Here is an 18,417-nt window from a genome sequence, read left to right as displayed (position 1 = left end):
GCATGCGTGGGCAATTCACGAAAGAATGCCCCGCGAAACAGTGATAGCAGGGTGAGTTAACATGAAAGTACTGGTCACGGGAGCCACCAGCGGTTTAGGTCGCAATGCGGTGGAATATCTGCGTCGACGCGGCGTTAGCGTGACGGCTACCGGGCCAAACGCGGCTATGGGCGAACTGCTTCGCAAGCTGGGCGCGGAGTTTATTCACGCAGATTTAACCAACCTGGTTTCCTCACAGGCCCGCGCCATGCTCGATGGCGTCGATACGCTGTGGCACTGCTCCGGGTTTACCGCCCCCTGGGGCAGCCGGGAAGCATTCGATCTCGCCAACGTTCGCGCCACGCGCCGCCTTGGCGAGTGGGCCGTTGCATGGGGGGTAAACACATTCGTGCATATTTCCTCGCCATCGCTCTACTTTGACTATCACCACCATCGGGACATACCGGAAACCTTCCAGCCGGTGCGATACGCTAACGAATTCGCACGCAGCAAGGCGGCAGCGGAAGAGGTTATCGGGCATCTGGCTCAGGCCAATCCACGTACCCGGTTCGCTATTTTGCGCCCGCAGAGCCTTTTCGGCCCTCACGATACGGTATTTTTCCCGCGTCTGGCCCAGATGATGCGTCATTACGGCAGTATTTTGTTGCCTCGGGGCGGCAGCGCGCTGGTGGATATGACCTATCAGGAAAACGCGGTATACGCGATGTGGCTCGCCAGCTTGCCGGAAAACGCACATTTGCCGTCAGGGCGCGCGTGGAATATTACCAATATGGAATCCCGCCCGCTGCGCGAAATTGTGCAGACGTTGATAGACGCGCTGGGCATTCGCTGCCGCATTCGCTCAGTGCCCTGGCCAATGCTCGATATGGTCGCCCGCAGCCTGGAGCGTCTGAGTCACCGCACCCATAGCGAACCCGCACTCACCCACTATGGCGTTTCCAAACTTAATTTTGATTTTACGCTTGATATCCGGCGCGCTCGCGAAGAGCTGGGCTACCAGCCGATTATCACGCTGGATGAGGGCATCGCCCGCACCGCCGACTGGCTGCGCGACCACGGGCGGCTGCGCCGCTGATGCTGCATAAGTGACTGGCAGAGGATACGATCCTCCGCGTTATTCTGGGCCGAAGCGCAGATAATAATTCTGCGCTTCGGCACGTTTATGCCGACCGCGCGCGAATCGACTAAAAATCACCCAGAATGTGTGCCTACTGCAGCGCCGCCGTCATGAAAACCAGCGAAATTCCCCTGCCGGGCTAATTTTGCCCGTATTTTTCCAACAGCGCTTCAGCGATAGCCTGCGTCTGCGCATCGGCTACGCCGTCATAGCGCGCGGGGCGAAAATGCATTTGAAAGGCGGCGATAACGCGCCGGCGCTGCGTTTGCGTCATATCCGGCGGCGTTTCATAGCCATAACGCGCCAGTAAATCCAGCACATCCGCTTCGTTAACCGGCGCATAGGGGTCGCGTCCGCTCAGATAAAATGCGACGCGTGCGGGCTCGGGCCAGGCACCAATCCCCGCCAGTGCAAGCTGGTGCCACGGAAATAGCGGGCCGGGATCGACTTTACGCTGCGGCGCGATATCCGCATGCGCGACCACATTCTGCGGCGCAATGCGGTGGCGCTGAATGATATCGCGAGCAAGAGGGATAAGCGCGGCTATTTGAGCGTGCTCAAAGGGATAATAGCGCTTTCCCATTCCTACCTTCTGATACCCCTGATTGACCAGTTCGATGCCAATGGACGTATCGTTCAGGCGCGAAGTTCCACGCCAAAAGCTTTTACCCGCATGCCAGGCTATCTGATTTTCCGGCACCAGCGCCCAAATCAATGGTTTATTGCGCTGCACCGGCGGGCGCTCAGGAAGCAGATAATGTACGCTCACATCGCGCCCGGTTAACATCGCCAGCGAGCCGTCGAACTCATCCGCAGTATAGTGAATCACTAAGAAGCGCTCGCGCGGAAAAGCGTTCGGCGCCCGCTGGCGCGTTTCTACCCGATAAGTTCCGCGATCGACGATCCCCGGCTGCGTGGCGCAGCCTGCAAGAAAAACGATTAATAACAGCCAAATCCCTTTCATTGCACACCGGATCCTTAGCGGGTTTTCACTGCGGTCCCGCTGACGCTTACCATCAACATGCTGCTATCCTTGCCAACGGTTTCATAATCAATATCGATTCCCACGATCGCATCCGCGCCCAGAGATTCCGCCTGCGCCTGAAGCTCCTGAAATGCTATTTCACGCGCTTTACGAAGCTCTTTTTCATAGGCGCCGGAGCGACCGCCCACGATATCGCGGATGCCGGCAAAAAAATCACGGAAAATATTGGCGCCCAGAATCGCTTCGCCGGTGACAACGCCGCAGTACTCCACAATGCTATGGCCTTCCAGAGTAGGGGTGGTAGAAAATTTCATCTTAAGCTCCTTTTTGTCGAACAATGCGTCAGGCAAACGCCCGAGAGCGCATTTTATTTTGTACCAGGCTATGCTAACGCTCTACTATAAGCGTAGTTATCCTGAGAAACATAAGGAAATCATCATGCGAAGCTCAGTCAAGACGCTGATAGCGTCATGCGCCTTACTCCTCAGCGCCTGCACCACTGTGACACCCGCCTACAAAGATATTGGCGTCCGCAACGGCCCATGCGTGAACGGCGGCCCCGATAGCGTCGCACAGCAGTTTTATGACTATCGTCTTGCCCACACCGGCCAGGACACCGCCGGTCTTCGGCCTTACCTGAGCGATGCTCTGTGGCAGCAATTAGAGCAGTCAAAGCGTAACAGTACGGCGCAGCAATTAATCCCGTTCGACAGCCACAGTAGTGGATTCGATAGCGCAAGCGTAAACAGCGCGTCAACCATTCCGAATACCGATGCACGTAATATCCCGCTGCGCGTCACGCTTAAAAAAGGCGATCGCCAGTGGCGTGATGAAGTACTCATGATCCGTGAGGGAACCTGCTGGGCGGTAGACGATATACGCCATCTGGACGCGGATGGCCAAACGCCTTCAGCGACCCTGCGTGAATCGCTGGCCGCAACGCGCTAACTCAACGATAGTGACGTGTTACGCGCAGGTTCAATCCTGACCTGCGCTTTTTATCGCCCACCGGTGGCGATATCTTGTGCTAAATTTAACCGGCGGCACCGCCCATTTTCAATTTTAACGCACTTATATTGCATAATTATTCCGCCGGGAGTACCATTTGCCCCTTCAAACGTTATCTAATGGCTTCGCATGAGTATTCAATTAGACGGCATTAATTGCTTTTACGGCGCACATCAGGCGCTGTTTGACATTACGCTCAATTGCCCTCAGGGAGAAACGCTGGTGCTGCTCGGGCCGAGCGGCGCGGGGAAAAGCTCCCTGCTGCGCGTGTTAAACCTGCTGGAAATGCCGCGCTCAGGAACGCTGAACATCGCCGGTAACCATTTTGACTTCACTAAAACGCCGGGCGATAAAGCCATCCGCGAACTGCGTCAAAATGTCGGCATGGTGTTTCAGCAATACAACCTGTGGCCGCATCTCACCGTAATGCAAAATCTGATTGAAGCACCCTGCCGCGTACTGGGGCTGAGTAAAGACGCCGCGCGCGATCGCGCCGTCAAATTACTTGAGCGTTTACGCCTTACCCCCTACGCCGATCGCTATCCGCTGCATCTCTCCGGCGGCCAGCAGCAGCGTGTTGCCATCGCGCGGGCGCTAATGATGGAACCTCAGGTGCTGCTGTTTGATGAGCCGACTGCCGCGCTGGACCCGGAAATTACCGCGCAAATTGTTAGCATTATTCGGGAGCTGGCAGACACTCACATTACGCAGGTTATCGTCACACATGAAGTGGAAGTGGCGCGCAAAACCGCAAGCCGCGTGATTTACATGGAAAATGGGCGCATTGTCGAGCAGGGCGATGCTGGCTGTTTCTCACAGCCGAAGACTGACGCATTTAAATCGTATCTTTCACATTAATTAAGCCGGGGTATATGACAATGAAAAAAGTAATTCTTGCCGCGCTTTTCGCCAGCATCAGCCTGTCCGCCAGCGCGGCGCAGACGCTGCGTTTTGCGACCGAGGCGTCCTACCCTCCGTTCGAATCGATGGATGCGAATAATCATATCGTTGGCTTTGATGTCGATTTAGCCAACGCGCTGTGTAAAGAAATGAACGCGACCTGCACATTTTCAAATCAGGCTTTTGATAGCCTGATCCCCAGCCTGAAATTTCGCCGTACAGACGCCGTAATGGCAGGCATGGACATCACGCCCGAGCGGGAAAAACAGGTACTGTTTAGCGCGCCGTACTATAACAACTCCGCGCTGTTTATTGGCGTGAAAGGCAAGTACGCTGAAATCAGCCAGTTGAAAGGTAAAAAGGTCGGCGTGCAAAACGGGACCACCCACCAGAAGTTCATTAATGATACGCACCCGGAAATTACTACCGTGTCTTATGACAGCTATCAGAACGCGCGCCTAGATCTGCAAAACGGGCGTATCGACGCCGTCTTTGGCGATACCGCGGTGGTCACCGAGTGGCTGAAAAACAATCCAAAACTGTCCGCCATTGGCGATAAAGTTACCGATAAGAGTTACTTCGGCACCGGTCTGGGTATCGCGGTGCGTAAAGGTAATACTGACCTGCAGCAGCAGCTTAACAGCGCGCTGGAGAAAGTGAAGAAGGATGGAACGTATGAAACCATCTACAGCAAATGGTTTCAGAAGTAATTAACCAATGAACGAAATTTTCCCCCTCGCCAGCGCCGCCGGAATGACCGTCGGCCTTGCCGTTTGCGCGCTGGTCGTCGGTCTGGCGCTGGCAATGTGTTTTGCGGTCTGGGAATCAGCGAAATGGCGCCCCATTGCCTGGCTTGGCTCCGGGCTGGTCACGCTGCTGCGCGGGTTGCCAGAAATTCTGGTTGTTCTGTTTATCTATTTCGGCGCTTCGCAGCTTTTACTGATGCTTGCCGATGGGTTTACGCTGCATCTGGGTTTGACTCAAATTCCGGTTCAACTGGATATTGAAAACTTTGACGTTAGCCCGTTTTTTTGCGGGGCGCTGGCTCTGGCGCTGCTTTATGCCGCTTATGCGTCGCAAACGCTGCGCGGCGCGCTGAAAGCCGTGCCACACGGGCAGCGTGAAGCGGGTCAGGCGCTCGGCCTCAGTAAAAGCGCTACCTTTTTTCGCCTGGTGATGCCGCAAATGTGGCGCCACGCGCTGCCCGGTTTAGGTAATCAATGGCTGGTGCTGTTAAAAGATACGGCGCTGGTATCCCTGATTAGCGTCAACGATTTAATGCTGCAAACCCGCAGCATCGCAACTCGCACGCAGGAACCCTTTACCTGGTACCTTATTGCCGCCGCTATTTATCTGGTTATCACCCTGCTTAGCCAGCTTTTGCTGACGCTAATTGACCGCCGGGCGACGCGCTTTGAACGGAGGGCGAGCTGATGATGGATTATTTCCCGGAATTGCTGAAGGGGTTACATACCAGTCTGACGTTGACGCTCGCTTCGCTGATTGTAGCTTTGATTCTGGCGCTCTTATTTACGGTTATCCTGACGCTTAAAACGCCCATACTTGCCTTTCTTGTACGCATCTGGATAACCTTATTTACCGGTACGCCGCTGCTGGTGCAAATATTCCTTATCTACTATGGTCCCGGGCAGTTTCCCTCTTTGCAGGCAATTCCCTGGCTATGGCACCTGCTTTCTGAGCCCTGGCTCTGTGCGCTCATCGCGCTGTCGTTGAACAGTGCGGCCTATACCACCCAGCTTTTTTACGGAGCGATACGCGCTATCCCGGACGGCCAATGGCAGTCTTGTCAGGCGCTTGGTATGAGCCGTAAAAGTACGCTGGCTATTTTATTGCCCTACGCTTTTAAACGTGCACTCTCATCGTATTCAAATGAAGTGGTTCTGGTATTCAAAAGTACGTCCCTCGCTTACACCATTACGCTGATGGAAGTCATGGGCTACGGACAGTTGTTGTACGGACGCACTTACGATGTGATGGTGTTCGGCGCAGCCGGCGTCATCTATTTGGTAGTAAACGGATTACTTACCTTAATGATGCGCCTAATTGAACGACGCGCGCTGGCGTTTGAGCAACGTTAGCCTGGCGGCACTATCGTTATTACCAACGGGCCATTCGGCCCGTTTTGCCTGTCTTTGCAAACAAACTGACTCTCTTTGCCACAGGCCATCTGACGCACATAGTGAGTAAGCGCATTTAACCACCCAACGCTTTCCTTATTATTTGCAAACCTGTCGATACCGATGATTAATTCGTTTCCAGCCGCTTATCCACTGCAAGGCCTCTGAGACTTATACCTCATCAAATCACTAATAAAAATGGCTAAAAGCGGCGCTTTTCTTTCTCTTTTCTCTGCCCTGAATCATTTCATCCCGGCTCTAAAACCGATTTACCGTTTAAGTTAAAAGTGGAAAAATGTTTATTTATGCTTTTTTATTGATTAAATATTCAATAAATGGCATGGTAATTCTTACGCCATAAACGGTATAAAAAAAGAATGACGACGGGAGCTCTGATGAAAAAGTTACTTTTAGCTGTGACCCTGGCCACAATCGCCTATAACGCCAGCGCGGGCGAAAAGATTCGATTTGCCTCTTCAGCCACCTATCCTCCATTTGAATCCATGAGTGCGAATAACCAGATTGTGGGTTTTGATATCGATGTAGCTAAAGCTTTATGTAAACAGATGCAGGCGGAGTGCACATTTACCAATCAGGCGTTTGACAGCCTGATACCAGCGCTTAAATTCCGCAAATTTGACGCAGTTATTTCGGGTTTGGATATCACGCCAGAGCGCAGTAAACAGGTGACGTTTACCAGCCCCTACTTCGCCAATTCAGCGCTGGTTATCGCTAAAAAAGGTGCCTTTAGCGACTTTAGCGCCCTAAAAGGGAAACGCATCGGGATGGAAAACGGAACTACGCACCAGAAATATCTGCAGGATAAACATCCGGAAGTGAAAACTATCGCCTACGACAGCTATCAAAACGCCATTATCGACCTGAAGAATGGGCGCCTGGACGGCGTTTTTGGCGATAGCGCCGTAGTCAGCGAGTGGCTGAAAACCAATCCACAGCTTGGCCCGGCAACGGAAAAGGTCACCGATCCCGAATATTTTGGCACCGGGCTGGGCATTGCCGTTCGGCCAGGAAATACAGCGCTACTCAATAAGCTGAACGCCGCGCTTGTCGAAATCAAAAAAGATGGGACCTATCAGAAAATCAGCGCCGCCTGGTTTTCGCAATAAACGCCTTTCCCAAAATAATCCAGGGCATTAACAGATGCGCATATCTACAGGCGCCTATTCTCTCTCTAGCAGCGCCAGCGTTTCATAATGCGCCGTATGCGGGAACATATCGAACAGGCGCATTCGCAGAATGCGCCATCCTGGAAGGCTGCGAATATCAACCGCCATCGTCTGAGCGTTACAGCTTGAATAAATAATATATCGCGGCGCCATGCGCGCCAAATATTCACACAGGGAGCTACCAATGCCGCGCCGTGGCGGGTTAACCAGAACTAAATCAGGGACTTCCCGCTGCGCCAGCGCAAAATCCGTGGAATCCAGAGCCTGAAACGCCAGCCGCTCAAGCCCGAGCGCCTCAGCGGAACGCCGCGCGCAGGCGATGGCCTGGGCCGATATTTCAATACCCGTCAGATGCATTTCCCGCGTCGCGCAGTGCAGCCCAAAACCGCCAACCCCGCAGAATAAATCCCACATGTGCTGTACCGGTAATTCCTGGACCCAGGCACGGGCCGTGGCATACAGCCCCGCAGCGACCTGCGGGTTGGTTTGAAAAAAACTACGCGGGCGCAGCCATAGCGGTACATCATTAAGGCGCTCTTCGAGAGTTTGGTTTTCCGTCAGTGGAATTTCCTGCTCGCCTTCAATAATTGCCATGGGTATCGGTTGAATATTAGCGGAAATACAGCTTAGCTGGGGTAGCTGTGCCTGTAGCCATGGCAGTGCCGCGCGCAACTGCGGCAATTTTCTCTCACTGCGTAACACAAAGCGCAGCATCATATTGCCGCTGGAACGGCTTTCCGTCAGCAGGATATATTTAAGCTCACCGCGCCGACGCTCAATGTGATACGGCGTAAGCCCGGCGCGCGCGATAAACGGCTTAAGAACTGAAAATACCGGCGCAAACGTTGAGGGATAAAGCGGACACGCGCACAAATCCACCGGCGTTCCGTCACGCTGTAGCATCCCCAGCACCGGGCGCTCAACGCTGCCGCTGACAACCATTTTCGCTTTATTACGAAACGCCTGCGCCGCGCCAGTATAGGGTTCCTGCCACTCATCTACAGCCAAACCGCTAAAAAGTTCGCGCAGGCCGGCCATTTTGGCTTCGATTTGCTGTGTTTCACAGAGCGTTATCCATTGGCAGGACTGACAGCGGCCAGCGTTATAAAGTGCGCATTGCATACAAAAACCTTAAGAAAAAAACGCGCTGATTGTATCACTCCAGGCCATTAACGCACTCGAAAATAGCGGCGACTTTTAGGCGGTATGAATAGCAGGCACAGCACCAGCGCATCCGGTAACTTTTGCAAAAATAAAGAGCGCAGAATGTCCCGCTTAGTATCGCCGGCGATACTAAAAAGTTCCGGATATCCCCAGCCGAGCGAAGCCAGCCATAAATAGCCCGTTATCGCTATCTGTATGCACAGATACAGCCAGCGTCCCCAGTTGCGACCGCGCACGATAGCAAAAGCACAGCGGAATTCAATAAACAGCAGCGCCAGGCTGATAAAAAAGATGAATGTCAGTGTCCAGGTTTGCGCGCTGCGGTGCAAAAAATCCACTATGCCGCGCATCCCCAGCAGATTAAAAAGCAGTAACAGATCGAGGCAGCGTATCGCTACAATCGCCGTGGCAGCAATAAGTACCAGCGTCGGCGCATTCAACCGTGCGTGAGAGATATCATGTCCACTTTGCATATCCTGTTAAAATCCCTGAATACCTGCCGCCTGGCCGTGCGGCTTTCGCCCTTTATGATGGCAGATTTCATCTTATTCAACCAGGTACGGGCGCTATTCAGTTTTTGCAGGAGGGCTACCCTGTCAGGAAGCGGTTATATCGCGCAGCTTCCGACGTTAATACCGCCGGTAAAATGGCAACAGCAGAACGAATAGCGGAGCGCTGACCTCGCTTCTGGCGCTGACGCCCGTGGGATTTATACGCTCAAAACAAGCAGGCGGGAGAAGAGAATCGATGCGCCATCTATGGCGCGCAGGCAATCAGCGGCGTGCGTTTCGACCCGCACGCCGCAATATGTTAATGCAGCGTCGTCGCCTGAGAGATGTTATCGCTGCGATCTTCACATTCCGGGGTATAGAGCAGATCCTGCGCCTGCGCTTCCAGAATAACCATCGATACCTGCTCTTCGCTTTGACGCAGGAACCAGGCAAACTGACTGGGCGTTATCCCCACACAGGCGGAAAGCGACTGGCATACCACCAGCTTCGGCAGATTATCGTCCTGAATATCGATAAACGCTTTAACGGTCAATGAACTGGCGTTAATCGCGGACAAATCAGCTCCCAGTGCCAGTAGCGCGGAAGGTTTAACTTCCGCCAGCGCGGAGAAAAGCAGTATGTTGTCCACTAAATCGATCTTCGCATCAAATACCCCGTTAAAATCCTGCATATGGGGTAAATGTAATGCCTGACACGTGTCGCACTCAAAAAAGCTGACGCTCAGCTCATCCAGCCAGCGGCGCAGCGTATCCAGCGAAGGGACGACGAGTGAATCCATAAAGAGCGATGCCTCTTAAACAATTTTATAAAGCGCATAGCTTACGCAAAAAGCATGCTGCGCACCATGTTGATGAACGGAAATCATTTTAGCCGCCGGTTTTCAGACAAAAGCCCGGTCTGGCATGCTGCTCTATCCAACGTATCATTTGCCCGGCAATATCAATACCGCTGGTCGTTTCGACGCCCTCAAGCCCCGGCGAGGCATTCACTTCCATCACCAGCGGCCCGCGCTGCGATCGCAGAATATCCACGCCCGCGACCTCAAGCCCCAGGGTTTCAACGGCTTTAAGAGCAACTTCGCGCTCGCGCGGGGTTATCGTGACGTTACGGGCCATGCCGCCGCGATGCAGGTTGGAGCGAAAATCCCCCTCTTTAGCCTGGCGTTCAATAGCCGCAACCACGCGATCGCCGATAACCAGGCAGCGAATATCGCGACCTTTGGCTTCTTTTATATACTCCTGCACCAGAATATGCGCTTTTAAACCGCGAAACGCATCGATGACGCTTTCCGCCGCCTGGCGCGTCTCTGCTAAAACAACGCCAATCCCCTGAGTTCCTTCTACCAGCTTCACCACCAGCGGCGCGCCGCCGACCATATCGATTAAATCGCTGGTATCTCCCGGCGAATGGGCAAATCCGGTAATCGGTAAGTCGATTCCCTGGCGCGCCAAAAGCTGCAGCGACCGCAGTTTATCCCGCGCGCGCGTAATCGCAACCGATTCATTCAGCGGCCAGCTGCCTAACATCTCGAACTGACGCAGTACGGCGGTTCCATAAAAGGTGATAGCCGAACCGATGCGCGGAATAACCGCATCATAATGGGGTAACCTGCGCCCTTTATCATGAACAGATGGGGATGCCGGATTAATATTCATATAGCAGGTTAGCGGATCGACAATATCCACTAAATGGCCGCGCTGGATGGCAGCTTCGCGCAGGCGCCGGCAGGACCAGAGCGAGGCATCCCGGGATAAAATCGCGATTCTCATCCTACACCTCGTAATAGACAGAGCAATCAGCAAGGCGCGCATCATAGCATCGCCGCAGCCGCAGAACGAGATATGCGATACGGATTTTAACGGGTCGCCCACCCTTGTTTATGCAGGTAATCGAGAATAAATGGCCGGCTCTCTTTTATCAGTGTACGGCGAATATGAGCGCTCCAGGTATCGCGCCGCGTGTGGGTGTCGCGCGTCAGGTAATAATCTTCCATTTGCGCGTCATAGCGCGCCAGCGCTTCGTCTTCGAGCGGGCGATAGCGATTTTCATGCAACACGATATCCATCGGTAAACGCGGCTTTAAATCAGGTGTTTCAGCGGGCCAGCCGAGGCACAAACCAAACAGCGGCAATACATATTTCGGCAACGCCAGGAGCGCTGTCACTTCTTCTATGTGATTGCGGATACCACCGATATAAACGCCCCCCATTCCCAGCGACTCAGCGGCAGTAAGCGCGTTTTGCCCCATCATCGCCGTATCAACCGCGCCCAGAAGCAGCTGCTCCGTCCATCCCAATTGCGCATCGGGGCAAATGTGAAAATGCCGATTAAAATCGGCGCAGAACACCCAGAACTCCGGTGCCTTAGCGACGTGTTGCTGCCCACCGGACAGCGTGACCAGCGCTTCGCGCTTCGCTTGTTCAGTAATACGAACAATCGCACTGCATTGTAAAAAGCTCGAACTTGAGGTTGCCCGGGCTGCGTTGAGAATTGCGGTACGCTGCGCTTCGCTAACCGAGCGCTCGGTAAAATGGCGAATAGATCGGTGGGCGCATAAGAGATCAATAGTCGGCGTCATCTTCAGTTTCCTTAATCACAAACCAGGCGTTCTCTCGCCAAAGTAATGAATGTGACAGAGGCCGGAATACTATCGCCCGGCGTTGATAGATTAAGCCGCCCGGAGCCTGTAAATCAGCCCTATTCCGACCCAGCGTCTGTCACCAACCGGCGAGTATATCTCAGGAAACCGCATATTGATTTAGCCAAAGCGGGTGCGATGACGACGGCAGCGGCGAACGTGGCGGCGCATCGCGCGTATAAATGGAACCAGTAAAGCACCAACGGAGCACCAAAATACCGCACTGCACAGCCAGGCCAACTCCTGAAACAGGGGGCGCGCAGGAAGAAGGTGAAGCTGGGCAACCAGAAAGCATACGGGCAGGGCCATAAATGCGCCTGCGAGCGAACGCGTTACCTGCCCGCGACGAGTTAACAGCCCCGCAATCATCCCCGGCAGCATAAACCAAAGCAGCCCGGGTTCAGCCTCATTGCCCTGCACAGGCTCGCTAACAAACGGTGATTTAAGCAAAAGGAAAACGGCAATAAAAAGTATAAAACAGCAGGCAACTCCGCTACATAACCGCCGATGTATCACCAGCACTCCCTCCCGACATAAGTACCGCCCGCGCAAATACACCCACTCAACGGGCTTTTGTCAGATATGCGTAAGGGTACTAACGGTTAAAACGACGTAGAATTTACCGGCTATTCTCGCTGGTCGTTGTTTATCAATATGATTAAACTGGCGGTTGGAATAGCAGTATTGTGGGTAATCTTTTTTTAATGCGGTAGAATTACCCTGAACGCTGTCTTTCTGTTCGGACAGTAACGCATAAAACCATCCTTTTCAATCATTTACTAGTAAACAAAAAGTTATCCTTCGTGAATATAAACGTCGCAGATTTGTTAAACGGGAATGACATCCTGTTATTATTTGTTGTACTTGCTCTAGGATTATGCCTTGGGAAATTACGACTTGGCTCAGTACAACTGGGTAATTCTATTGGTGTTTTAGTGGTTTCCTTATTATTAGGTCAGCAGCATTTCACGATGAATACCGATGCGCTGAACCTGGGTTTTATGCTGTTTATTTTCTGTGTCGGCGTAGAGGCGGGTCCTAACTTTTTTTCTATTTTTTTCCGAGACGGCAAAAATTATTTTATGCTGGCGCTCATTATGGTCAGTAGCGCGCTGGCGCTGGCGCTCATTTTTGGTAAAGTTTTTGGCTGGGGTATCGGCCTGACGTCGGGCATGCTGGCCGGGGCAATGACCTCCACGCCGGTACTGGTGGCCGCCGGCGATACGCTGCGTCATACCGGGCTGGCGCAACCGGAACTCGATCGTGCGCTGGATACGCTGAGTCTCGGCTATGCGCTGACCTACCTGATAGGCCTGGTCAGCCTGATTATCGCCGCGCGCTACATGCCGCGCCTGCAGCATCAGGACTTACAAACCAGCGCCCAGCAAATTGCTCGTGAGCGCGGGCTGGATACCGATAGCACCCGCAAAGTATTTCTCCCGGTGATCCGCGCCTACCGCGTTGGGCCTGAACTGGTCGCCTGGGCTGACGGTAAAAATCTGCGCGAGCTGGGCATTTATCGCCAGACCGGCTGCTATATAGAGCGCATCAGGCGCAATGGTATCCTGGCAACGCCGGACGGTGACGCGGTCCTCCAGATGGGCGATGAAATCGCGCTGGTCGGTTATCCCGACGCTCACGCGCGCCTCGACCCCAGCTTTCGCAACGGTAAAGAGGTCTTCGATCGTGACCTGCTGGATATGCGCATCGTCACCGAAGAAATCGTGGTGAAAAACCACAATGCCGTGGGCCGCCGCCTGACGCAGCTCAAGCTCACCGATCACGGCTGTTTTTTAAACCGCGTGATCCGAAGCCAAATTGAAATGCCGATTGATGACAATATTGTCCTTAACAAAGGCGACGTACTGCAGGTTAGCGGCGATGCGCGACGCGTTAAATCCGTCGCCGATCGCATCGGATTTATCTCGATTCACAGCCAGGTCACCGATCTACTGGCGTTTTGCGCCTTTTTTATCGTTGGTTTGATGATAGGGATGATCACCTTCCAGTTTAGCTCCTTCAGTTTCAGCATCGGCAACGCCGCCGGGCTGCTGTTCGCCGGCATCATGCTGGGCTTTCTGCGCGCAAACCATCCTACATTCGGCTACATCCCGCAGGGCGCTCTGACCATGGTAAAGGAATTCGGGCTAATGGTGTTTATGGCGGGCGTAGGGCTAAGCGCCGGCGTCGGCATCGGCCACGGTTTGGGTAATATCGGCTGGCAAATGCTGCTTTCCGGTATTGTGGTCAGCCTGCTTCCCGTCGCGCTCAGTTTTTTGTTTGGCGCCTGGGTGCTAAAAATGAACCGCGCGCTATTATTCGGCGCAATTATGGGCGCACGCACCTGCGCACCCGCCATGGAAATCATAAGCGACGCCTCACGCAGTAACATTCCGGCGTTAGGCTACGCGGGGACTTACGCGATTGCTAACGTGTTACTCACGCTCGCGGGAACGCTCACCGTGATCATCTGGCCGGGCGTGCACTGGTAACCGCTAATTCAATCGCTTTAAAAAAACAATGAACTTTCTTATCCGGGCACAGTCCTAAAGAATGCCACTGCTTTTCTTTGATGTCCCCAATTTGTGGAGCCCATCAATCACGCCGTTTCGGTTCAAGATTGATGGGTTTTTTATTGCCTGAAATTTATTACTCCCTTAATCGGACCGTTACGTAGCCTTTGTCCCTTAGATAGCGACAATGGAAATATGCTGGAAGACCAGACACTTAGCTACCATCTTTCGTTACTATGACTTTCAAAACTAACGCTGTTGGCATAACAAAAACCATCAATATCAGGAAAAAGTGTAAATTGCCTAATATCAAACACATTCTCCAGCAAGACTAGACATTCCTTTTTCAATTCAGGCGTGATGGCAATCATGTTGAGATGATTTGGACTCTCACATAAAATCAAGCTGCCAGTTCGTTCATCTGCGACTCTGCTATAGAGGAATTGTGCACTCTGCGCTGCGATCCTCCTGGTCAAGACTGGCGGCTGCCAGAGTCTAGGGAAATTCTCCAACTCGTCATCGGCATTGGGATCTCCTGAGCCAAATAGTTCATTATAAGTACGAAGTTCAGGCCTTCCTTCAAAACCCCTGACTCCTGCCCAGTACATACCTAACAACAAGCCTGTTTTATCACTCTCGGAGTTACAAGCAAACCATAGAGCTATAAGCATGTTCCTTGAAAAGTCCACTAGCCGCGTTGCTGCGCCATGATGTTGTAGCTTTGCCAAAAGTTCAAAGTCAGCGAGCGTACGTCCATTTTCGTAGTGGTAGCCTTGGTGTTTAGCGTTAAGTAGAAGTTCCCTCTCATAATCACGCATAGTCACTTCTGTAGGGGGGAGGTTTTGTCTTTCTTTAATCGTCTATAAGCCGAACTATGAATTGGCCAAGCTATATTGCCCTGTCCTCTCCATAGGTAGATATTTTTTGTTTCGCATTCCCCCATTGAAGCAAGTTCGATAATTTGCCAAAACTCATCTGGTGCTACTACAAAGCCGAATAAATCGGTTTCAAATATCTTCACTGATATCAATCACTCCCTTTGCCCTTGGTGGAGCAAGCGCTCCGAATTCAGATACTTAGAATATAACAGGTAGTAGCAAGACAGCATTTATCTTTCGCCACGAAGCTAACAGCCTCGTCAAAAAACACAGTCCGCCAGGTGAGGTTAAAAATACAGAACAGTAGCTTTAGATAAAACGCCGACTACCCGAGCGGCAATCAATCTCCGTTTTGCGATGGTTAGAGGCCGTGAGCCTGCACCGAATCTGCGAAGTTGCTGTACGCCGGGGCCGCCTGCCAGCGCCGGGCATGGAACGTTGCCGTGAGTGCATTTTATTCCCTCTTCGTTGAATTAACCGCACGGATATACGCACATCCCTTCAGACACCGCTCTACCGGGTGTACAAACGGCTTCGCGCCTGGTAGTGTTGCCATTCTTTTTTCGCGCATATTCCGGATTGTTATGACTGCTGTTTCGCCACGTAAGGCTTTGCTGTACCGCACATGGGCGCTATGCGCTTTCTTTTTCCTGCCAGGGCTACTGATGGCGTCCTGGGCAACGCGAACGCCCACTATTCGCGATATCCTGCAGGTTTCTATTGCCGAAATGGGCGTTGTATTGTTTGGGCTGTCTGTCGGTTCAATGGGCGGCATTTTGCTGTCCGGCTGGCTGGTTAAGCGTTTTAGCACTCGCCCGGTTATCTATGCCGGAAGCATGCTGGTGGTCGCCGGTATGTTGTTAATGAGCTTCGCGCTCTGGCACGCTTCTGCTGGCCTGTTCGCACTGGGCCTGGCCGGCCTCGGCGGCGGCATGGGCGGCGCCGAAGTTGCTATTAATGTCGAGGGCGCCGTAGTCGAGCGCCTGCGCCACAAAACATTACTCCCCATGATGCACGGTTTTTATAGCCTCGGCACGCTGGTCGGCGCAGGCATCGGCATGGCGCTAACGCGCGCGGGCGTTAATGCAGATATTCATTTGCTCGCCGCGGCGCTGGTTACCGTGATCCCAGCCCTAATCGCTATTCGGGCAATCCCGGGCGGAACGGGGCAGCGCTCAGAAGCGGCAGCCTCGCACTCGCTCCATCAACCCCATCCTCCTTTCTGGAAAGACGGTAAGTTATTGCTGATCGGTTTTATCGTGCTGGCCATGGCGTTTGCCGAAGGATCGGCCAACGACTGGCTATCGCTGCTGATGGTTGACGGGCACGGCTTTAGCCCCTCTTCCGGCTCGCTAATTTATGCAGGCTTCACGCTTGGCATGACGCTGGGGCGTTTTGGCGGCGGTTGGTTTATCGACAGATACAGCCGGGTGCACGTAGTGCGTGCCAGCGCGCTACTTGGCGCTATCGGCATTGCGCTGGTGGTTTTTGTTGATAGCGCTTTTGTTGCCGGAATGGCGGTCATTTTTTGGGGACTCGGTGCCTCACTCGGCTTCCCGCTAACGCTTTCTGCCGCCAGCGATACCGGGCCGGATGCGCCCGGGCGCGTTAGCGTAGTGGCCACAACTGGCTATATCGCCTTTCTGGTTGGGCCACCGCTACTCGGTTTTCTGGGGGATCGGTACGGCCTGCGCAGCGCCATGATGGTAGTTCTTACGCTGGTTGTACTCGCGGCGCTGGTCGCCCCCGCCGTGGCTAAACCGCCGCCAGAGGCCGTATAAAAATTTAACGCTGGCAGAATAGACTAAAAAGCAGTGAAAAAGGCGCTTAATCGGTAAGCGCCTTTTCTGATATACCGCTAAGGCTGCAGTTTGCCGCCTGTGCGTCTGTCTCGTAAAAAGAGCGCCACGAGAATTAGCCACAGCGCGCCGCCGGCCAGATTGAACAGGCTGAATAGCCCGTTGCCGCCCTGTTGCCAGGCGTGCTTACTTATCTCAATACCCGCCGTGTAAATAGCCATTTGCAGCATGCCCATCGCAGCGGAAACTGTCCCTTTACTCATTTCACTGGCGAACAGCGTCAAACGCACCAGCCCCGCATTCGAAATGCCAATACCAAACGCATAGAGACTCAGCCCGGCGGTCATCCACAGCCAGGCATGGGCAGATACTAATGTTGCCAGCGCGGCCAGTGCGAGCCCCAGAATAATCGGCCAGCCGCCCAGAATGATTAATGCCCGCACTGAGCGACGTGAGGTCAGACGCGCCAGGGTAAGGTTGCCGGCAATCAGTGCGCCGAAGACGGGCACTTGCAGCAGGCCATATTGATAACTGCTCAACTGCTCACCGCGGATAATAATGACCGGTGACTGGGCTATCCAGGCCAGTAGCGGCAGACTGGCAAAGCCCGTTGCCAGCGCGCCTGCCACAAAGCGCCCGTTTTTCAGCACGGCTAAATAGTCATGCCCTAACTGTTTCAGTGATAATTTTTCACCAATGCGCGTTGCAGTTTCTGGCATAGCGCGCCACAGGCCACCCAGAGAAATGAGCGCCAGCATCGCAAACAGCACAAACATGCTTTGCCACGGCGCGACGTGCACCCAACCGGCGCCCACTAATGGCCCTAATAGCGGCGCGATGAGCGCCACATTCGCCATTAGTGCGGTAATTTTGATGCATATCGCTTCTTCAAACGATTCCTGTATCGCCGCATAGCCAACGGCACCGATAAAGCACAGGCTCACCCCCTGTAAGAACCGCAGCGCAGTAAATTGCTCAATGTTTTGTGCCAATAAGATAGCAAGGCAGGTTACGATAAACCATATAACCCCCGCCAGCATCACGGGACGCCGCCCTATGCGATCGGAAAGCGGCCCCAGTAGCCACTGTAAAAACATACCCCCCGCCAAATAAGCGGTCATTGAGGTCGGTACCCACTCTTCACCAGCCTGGAATTGATCGACCACGGTCAACATTCCCGGCTGAATCATGTCATTGCCGATATATGTAGAAAATTCATACAGCACCAGGCAGAGAGGGAATAATAGCGCTCGGCGACCCAGCGGTTTTGCAGAAACGGTTTGCATGTAAAAACTCAATAAGAAAAGAACGCGCAGAGTGTAAAGAAATTGCCTGAAAGGACATAGCGAAATATCATGCCGCCTTTGTCTCGTTAGTGTAACGCTCAGGGCCTTTGTCCGCGTGATTTTTGCGCATTTGCGCGCATAAGAGATAAAACTCGGGAACCATTCGCTATTGTGGCCCTCAGAGTAATGACTCTTCGCCCCATGCCAGCTGCGATATCCCTGGATTTATCAGGAAACATCGTCGGAGTTATCTGAAAAGAAAGAAAAAATGTAGTACGAGACTGTGTATTAC

Annotated in this window: 20 protein-coding genes; 9 read left to right on the top strand and 11 right to left on the bottom strand. The window is 53.2% G+C overall.

Annotation, left to right across the window (positions count from 1 at the left end):
- The first annotated feature begins 61 nt into the window (after positions 1-61).
- Entirely contained in the window at positions 62-1,075 is a 1,014-nt protein-coding gene (locus tag SFA31_RS12515) for an NAD(P)-dependent oxidoreductase (protein WP_322838272.1), read from the top strand.
- Between the two features lie 181 nt (positions 1,076-1,256).
- Here SFA31_RS12515 and SFA31_RS12510 read toward each other — a convergent pair whose 3' ends face one another.
- On the bottom strand, positions 1,257-2,081 hold the full coding sequence (locus SFA31_RS12510; RefSeq protein ID WP_322838271.1) for an N-acetylmuramoyl-L-alanine amidase: 825 nt from the start codon (positions 2,079-2,081) through the stop codon (positions 1,257-1,259).
- Positions 2,082-2,095: 14 nt separating this feature from the next.
- Positions 2,096-2,416 (bottom strand): heavy metal-binding domain-containing protein, encoded by a 321-nt coding sequence (locus tag SFA31_RS12505; RefSeq protein ID WP_322838270.1) that lies wholly within the window; start codon positions 2,414-2,416, stop codon positions 2,096-2,098.
- 124 nt (positions 2,417-2,540) lie between these two features.
- Here SFA31_RS12505 and SFA31_RS12500 point away from each other — a divergent pair, with 124 nt between their 5' ends.
- The 6 genes from SFA31_RS12500 (at position 2,541) to artJ (SFA31_RS12475) (ending at position 7,275) form a co-directional block, all read left to right on the top strand.
- On the top strand, positions 2,541-3,050 hold the full coding sequence (locus SFA31_RS12500; protein WP_322838269.1) for a lipoprotein: 510 nt from the start codon (positions 2,541-2,543) through the stop codon (positions 3,048-3,050).
- Between the two features lie 189 nt (positions 3,051-3,239).
- On the top strand, positions 3,240-3,968 hold the full coding sequence (artP, locus tag SFA31_RS12495; RefSeq protein WP_322838268.1) for an arginine ABC transporter ATP-binding protein ArtP: 729 nt from the start codon (positions 3,240-3,242) through the stop codon (positions 3,966-3,968).
- A 20-nt stretch (positions 3,969-3,988) separates the two neighbouring features.
- Positions 3,989-4,720: an arginine ABC transporter substrate-binding protein gene (gene artJ / locus SFA31_RS12490; RefSeq protein ID WP_322838267.1), complete on the top strand. Its 732-nt coding sequence runs from the start codon at positions 3,989-3,991 to the stop codon at positions 4,718-4,720.
- Positions 4,721-4,727: 7 nt separating this feature from the next.
- Entirely contained in the window at positions 4,728-5,444 is a 717-nt protein-coding gene (gene artQ / locus SFA31_RS12485) for an arginine ABC transporter permease ArtQ (protein ID WP_322838266.1), read from the top strand.
- On the top strand, positions 5,444-6,109 hold the full coding sequence (gene artM / locus SFA31_RS12480) for an arginine ABC transporter permease ArtM (protein ID WP_322838265.1): 666 nt from the start codon (positions 5,444-5,446) through the stop codon (positions 6,107-6,109). Before artQ ends, artM begins: the two co-directional genes overlap by 1 nt.
- Positions 6,110-6,543: 434 nt before the next feature.
- Positions 6,544-7,275, top strand: coding sequence for an arginine ABC transporter substrate-binding protein (artJ, locus tag SFA31_RS12475; protein WP_322838264.1), 732 nt, complete (start codon positions 6,544-6,546; stop codon positions 7,273-7,275).
- Positions 7,276-7,329: 54 nt separating this feature from the next.
- Here the strand turns inward: artJ (SFA31_RS12475) and rlmC are convergent, their stop codons facing one another.
- From rlmC to ybjM, 6 genes are all read right to left on the bottom strand, one after another.
- Complete coding sequence (gene rlmC, locus SFA31_RS12470; RefSeq protein WP_322838263.1) at positions 7,330-8,457, bottom strand: 23S rRNA (uracil(747)-C(5))-methyltransferase RlmC; 1,128 nt, start codon at positions 8,455-8,457, stop codon at positions 7,330-7,332.
- A 47-nt stretch (positions 8,458-8,504) separates the two neighbouring features.
- Positions 8,505-8,972, bottom strand: a complete 468-nt coding sequence (locus tag SFA31_RS12465; protein ID WP_322838262.1) for a YbjO family protein — start codon at positions 8,970-8,972, stop codon at positions 8,505-8,507.
- A gap of 337 nt (positions 8,973-9,309) precedes the next feature.
- Positions 9,310-9,789, bottom strand: a complete 480-nt coding sequence (locus SFA31_RS12460) for a YbjN domain-containing protein (RefSeq protein ID WP_322838261.1) — start codon at positions 9,787-9,789, stop codon at positions 9,310-9,312.
- Positions 9,790-9,877: 88 nt separating this feature from the next.
- The gene (rimK, locus tag SFA31_RS12455) at positions 9,878-10,780 is read right to left on the bottom strand and encodes a 30S ribosomal protein S6--L-glutamate ligase (RefSeq protein ID WP_322838260.1); all 903 of its coding nucleotides are present in this window, start codon (positions 10,778-10,780) and stop codon (positions 9,878-9,880) included.
- 86 nt (positions 10,781-10,866) lie between these two features.
- Entirely contained in the window at positions 10,867-11,589 is a 723-nt protein-coding gene (gene nfsA / locus SFA31_RS12450; RefSeq protein ID WP_322838259.1) for an oxygen-insensitive NADPH nitroreductase, read from the bottom strand.
- A 180-nt stretch (positions 11,590-11,769) separates the two neighbouring features.
- Positions 11,770-12,165: an inner membrane protein YbjM gene (gene ybjM / locus SFA31_RS12445; protein WP_322838258.1), complete on the bottom strand. Its 396-nt coding sequence runs from the start codon at positions 12,163-12,165 to the stop codon at positions 11,770-11,772.
- A gap of 287 nt (positions 12,166-12,452) precedes the next feature.
- On the opposite strand from ybjM, the gene SFA31_RS12440 reads away from it, so the two are divergent.
- Positions 12,453-14,141 (top strand): aspartate:alanine antiporter, encoded by a 1,689-nt coding sequence (locus SFA31_RS12440; protein ID WP_322838257.1) that lies wholly within the window; start codon positions 12,453-12,455, stop codon positions 14,139-14,141.
- Between the two features lie 239 nt (positions 14,142-14,380).
- Here the strand turns inward: SFA31_RS12440 and SFA31_RS12435 are convergent, their stop codons facing one another.
- Entirely contained in the window at positions 14,381-14,980 is a 600-nt protein-coding gene (locus SFA31_RS12435; RefSeq protein WP_322838256.1) for an FRG domain-containing protein, read from the bottom strand.
- Positions 14,981-14,982: 2 nt separating this feature from the next.
- Positions 14,983-15,183 carry a hypothetical protein gene (locus SFA31_RS12430; RefSeq protein WP_322838255.1) on the bottom strand — a complete coding sequence of 67 codons (201 nt, stop codon included), beginning with the start codon at positions 15,181-15,183 and terminating at the stop codon, positions 14,983-14,985.
- Positions 15,184-15,483: 300 nt separating this feature from the next.
- On the opposite strand from SFA31_RS12430, the gene SFA31_RS12425 reads away from it, so the two are divergent.
- Entirely contained in the window at positions 15,484-16,821 is a 1,338-nt protein-coding gene (locus SFA31_RS12425; RefSeq protein ID WP_322838254.1) for an MFS transporter, read from the top strand.
- Positions 16,822-16,898: 77 nt separating this feature from the next.
- Here SFA31_RS12425 and SFA31_RS12420 read toward each other — a convergent pair whose 3' ends face one another.
- Entirely contained in the window at positions 16,899-18,125 is a 1,227-nt protein-coding gene (locus SFA31_RS12420; RefSeq protein ID WP_322838253.1) for an MFS transporter, read from the bottom strand.
- Positions 18,126-18,417 lie beyond the last annotated feature (292 nt).

It is taken from the genome of Erwinia sp. HR93, from assembly GCF_034555055.1.
In the GTDB taxonomy this organism is placed as follows: domain Bacteria; phylum Pseudomonadota; class Gammaproteobacteria; order Enterobacterales; family Enterobacteriaceae; genus Apirhabdus; species Apirhabdus apintestini.
The sequence above is the reverse complement of the archived record's forward strand: the minus strand, read 5'-3'. Positions and strand labels throughout refer to the sequence as shown.

Excerpts from the sequence above, each read along its gene's own strand:
- artM (WP_322838265.1), top strand. The coding sequence starts at position 5,444 with ATGATGGATTATTTCCCGGAATTGCTGAAGGGGTTACATACCAGTCTG.
- artJ (WP_322838264.1), top strand. The coding sequence starts at position 6,544 with ATGAAAAAGTTACTTTTAGCTGTGACCCTGGCCACAATCGCCTATAAC.
- SFA31_RS12510 (WP_322838271.1), bottom strand. The coding sequence starts at position 2,081 with ATGAAAGGGATTTGGCTGTTATTAATCGTTTTTCTTGCAGGCTGCGCC.
- SFA31_RS12500 (WP_322838269.1), top strand. The coding sequence starts at position 2,541 with ATGCGAAGCTCAGTCAAGACGCTGATAGCGTCATGCGCCTTACTCCTC.
- rlmC (WP_322838263.1), bottom strand. The coding sequence starts at position 8,457 with ATGCAATGCGCACTTTATAACGCTGGCCGCTGTCAGTCCTGCCAATGG.
- rimK (WP_322838260.1), bottom strand. The coding sequence starts at position 10,780 with ATGAGAATCGCGATTTTATCCCGGGATGCCTCGCTCTGGTCCTGCCGG.
- SFA31_RS12420 (WP_322838253.1), bottom strand. The coding sequence starts at position 18,125 with ATGCAAACCGTTTCTGCAAAACCGCTGGGTCGCCGAGCGCTATTATTC.
- SFA31_RS12465 (WP_322838262.1), bottom strand. The coding sequence starts at position 8,972 with ATGCAAAGTGGACATGATATCTCTCACGCACGGTTGAATGCGCCGACG.
- artQ (WP_322838266.1), top strand. The coding sequence starts at position 4,728 with ATGAACGAAATTTTCCCCCTCGCCAGCGCCGCCGGAATGACCGTCGGC.
- artJ (WP_322838267.1), top strand. The coding sequence starts at position 3,989 with ATGAAAAAAGTAATTCTTGCCGCGCTTTTCGCCAGCATCAGCCTGTCC.
- artP (WP_322838268.1), top strand. The coding sequence starts at position 3,240 with ATGAGTATTCAATTAGACGGCATTAATTGCTTTTACGGCGCACATCAG.
- SFA31_RS12460 (WP_322838261.1), bottom strand. The coding sequence starts at position 9,789 with ATGGATTCACTCGTCGTCCCTTCGCTGGATACGCTGCGCCGCTGGCTG.
- nfsA (WP_322838259.1), bottom strand. The coding sequence starts at position 11,589 with ATGACGCCGACTATTGATCTCTTATGCGCCCACCGATCTATTCGCCAT.
- SFA31_RS12435 (WP_322838256.1), bottom strand. The coding sequence starts at position 14,980 with ATGCGTGATTATGAGAGGGAACTTCTACTTAACGCTAAACACCAAGGC.
- SFA31_RS12515 (WP_322838272.1), top strand. The coding sequence starts at position 62 with ATGAAAGTACTGGTCACGGGAGCCACCAGCGGTTTAGGTCGCAATGCG.
- SFA31_RS12505 (WP_322838270.1), bottom strand. The coding sequence starts at position 2,416 with ATGAAATTTTCTACCACCCCTACTCTGGAAGGCCATAGCATTGTGGAG.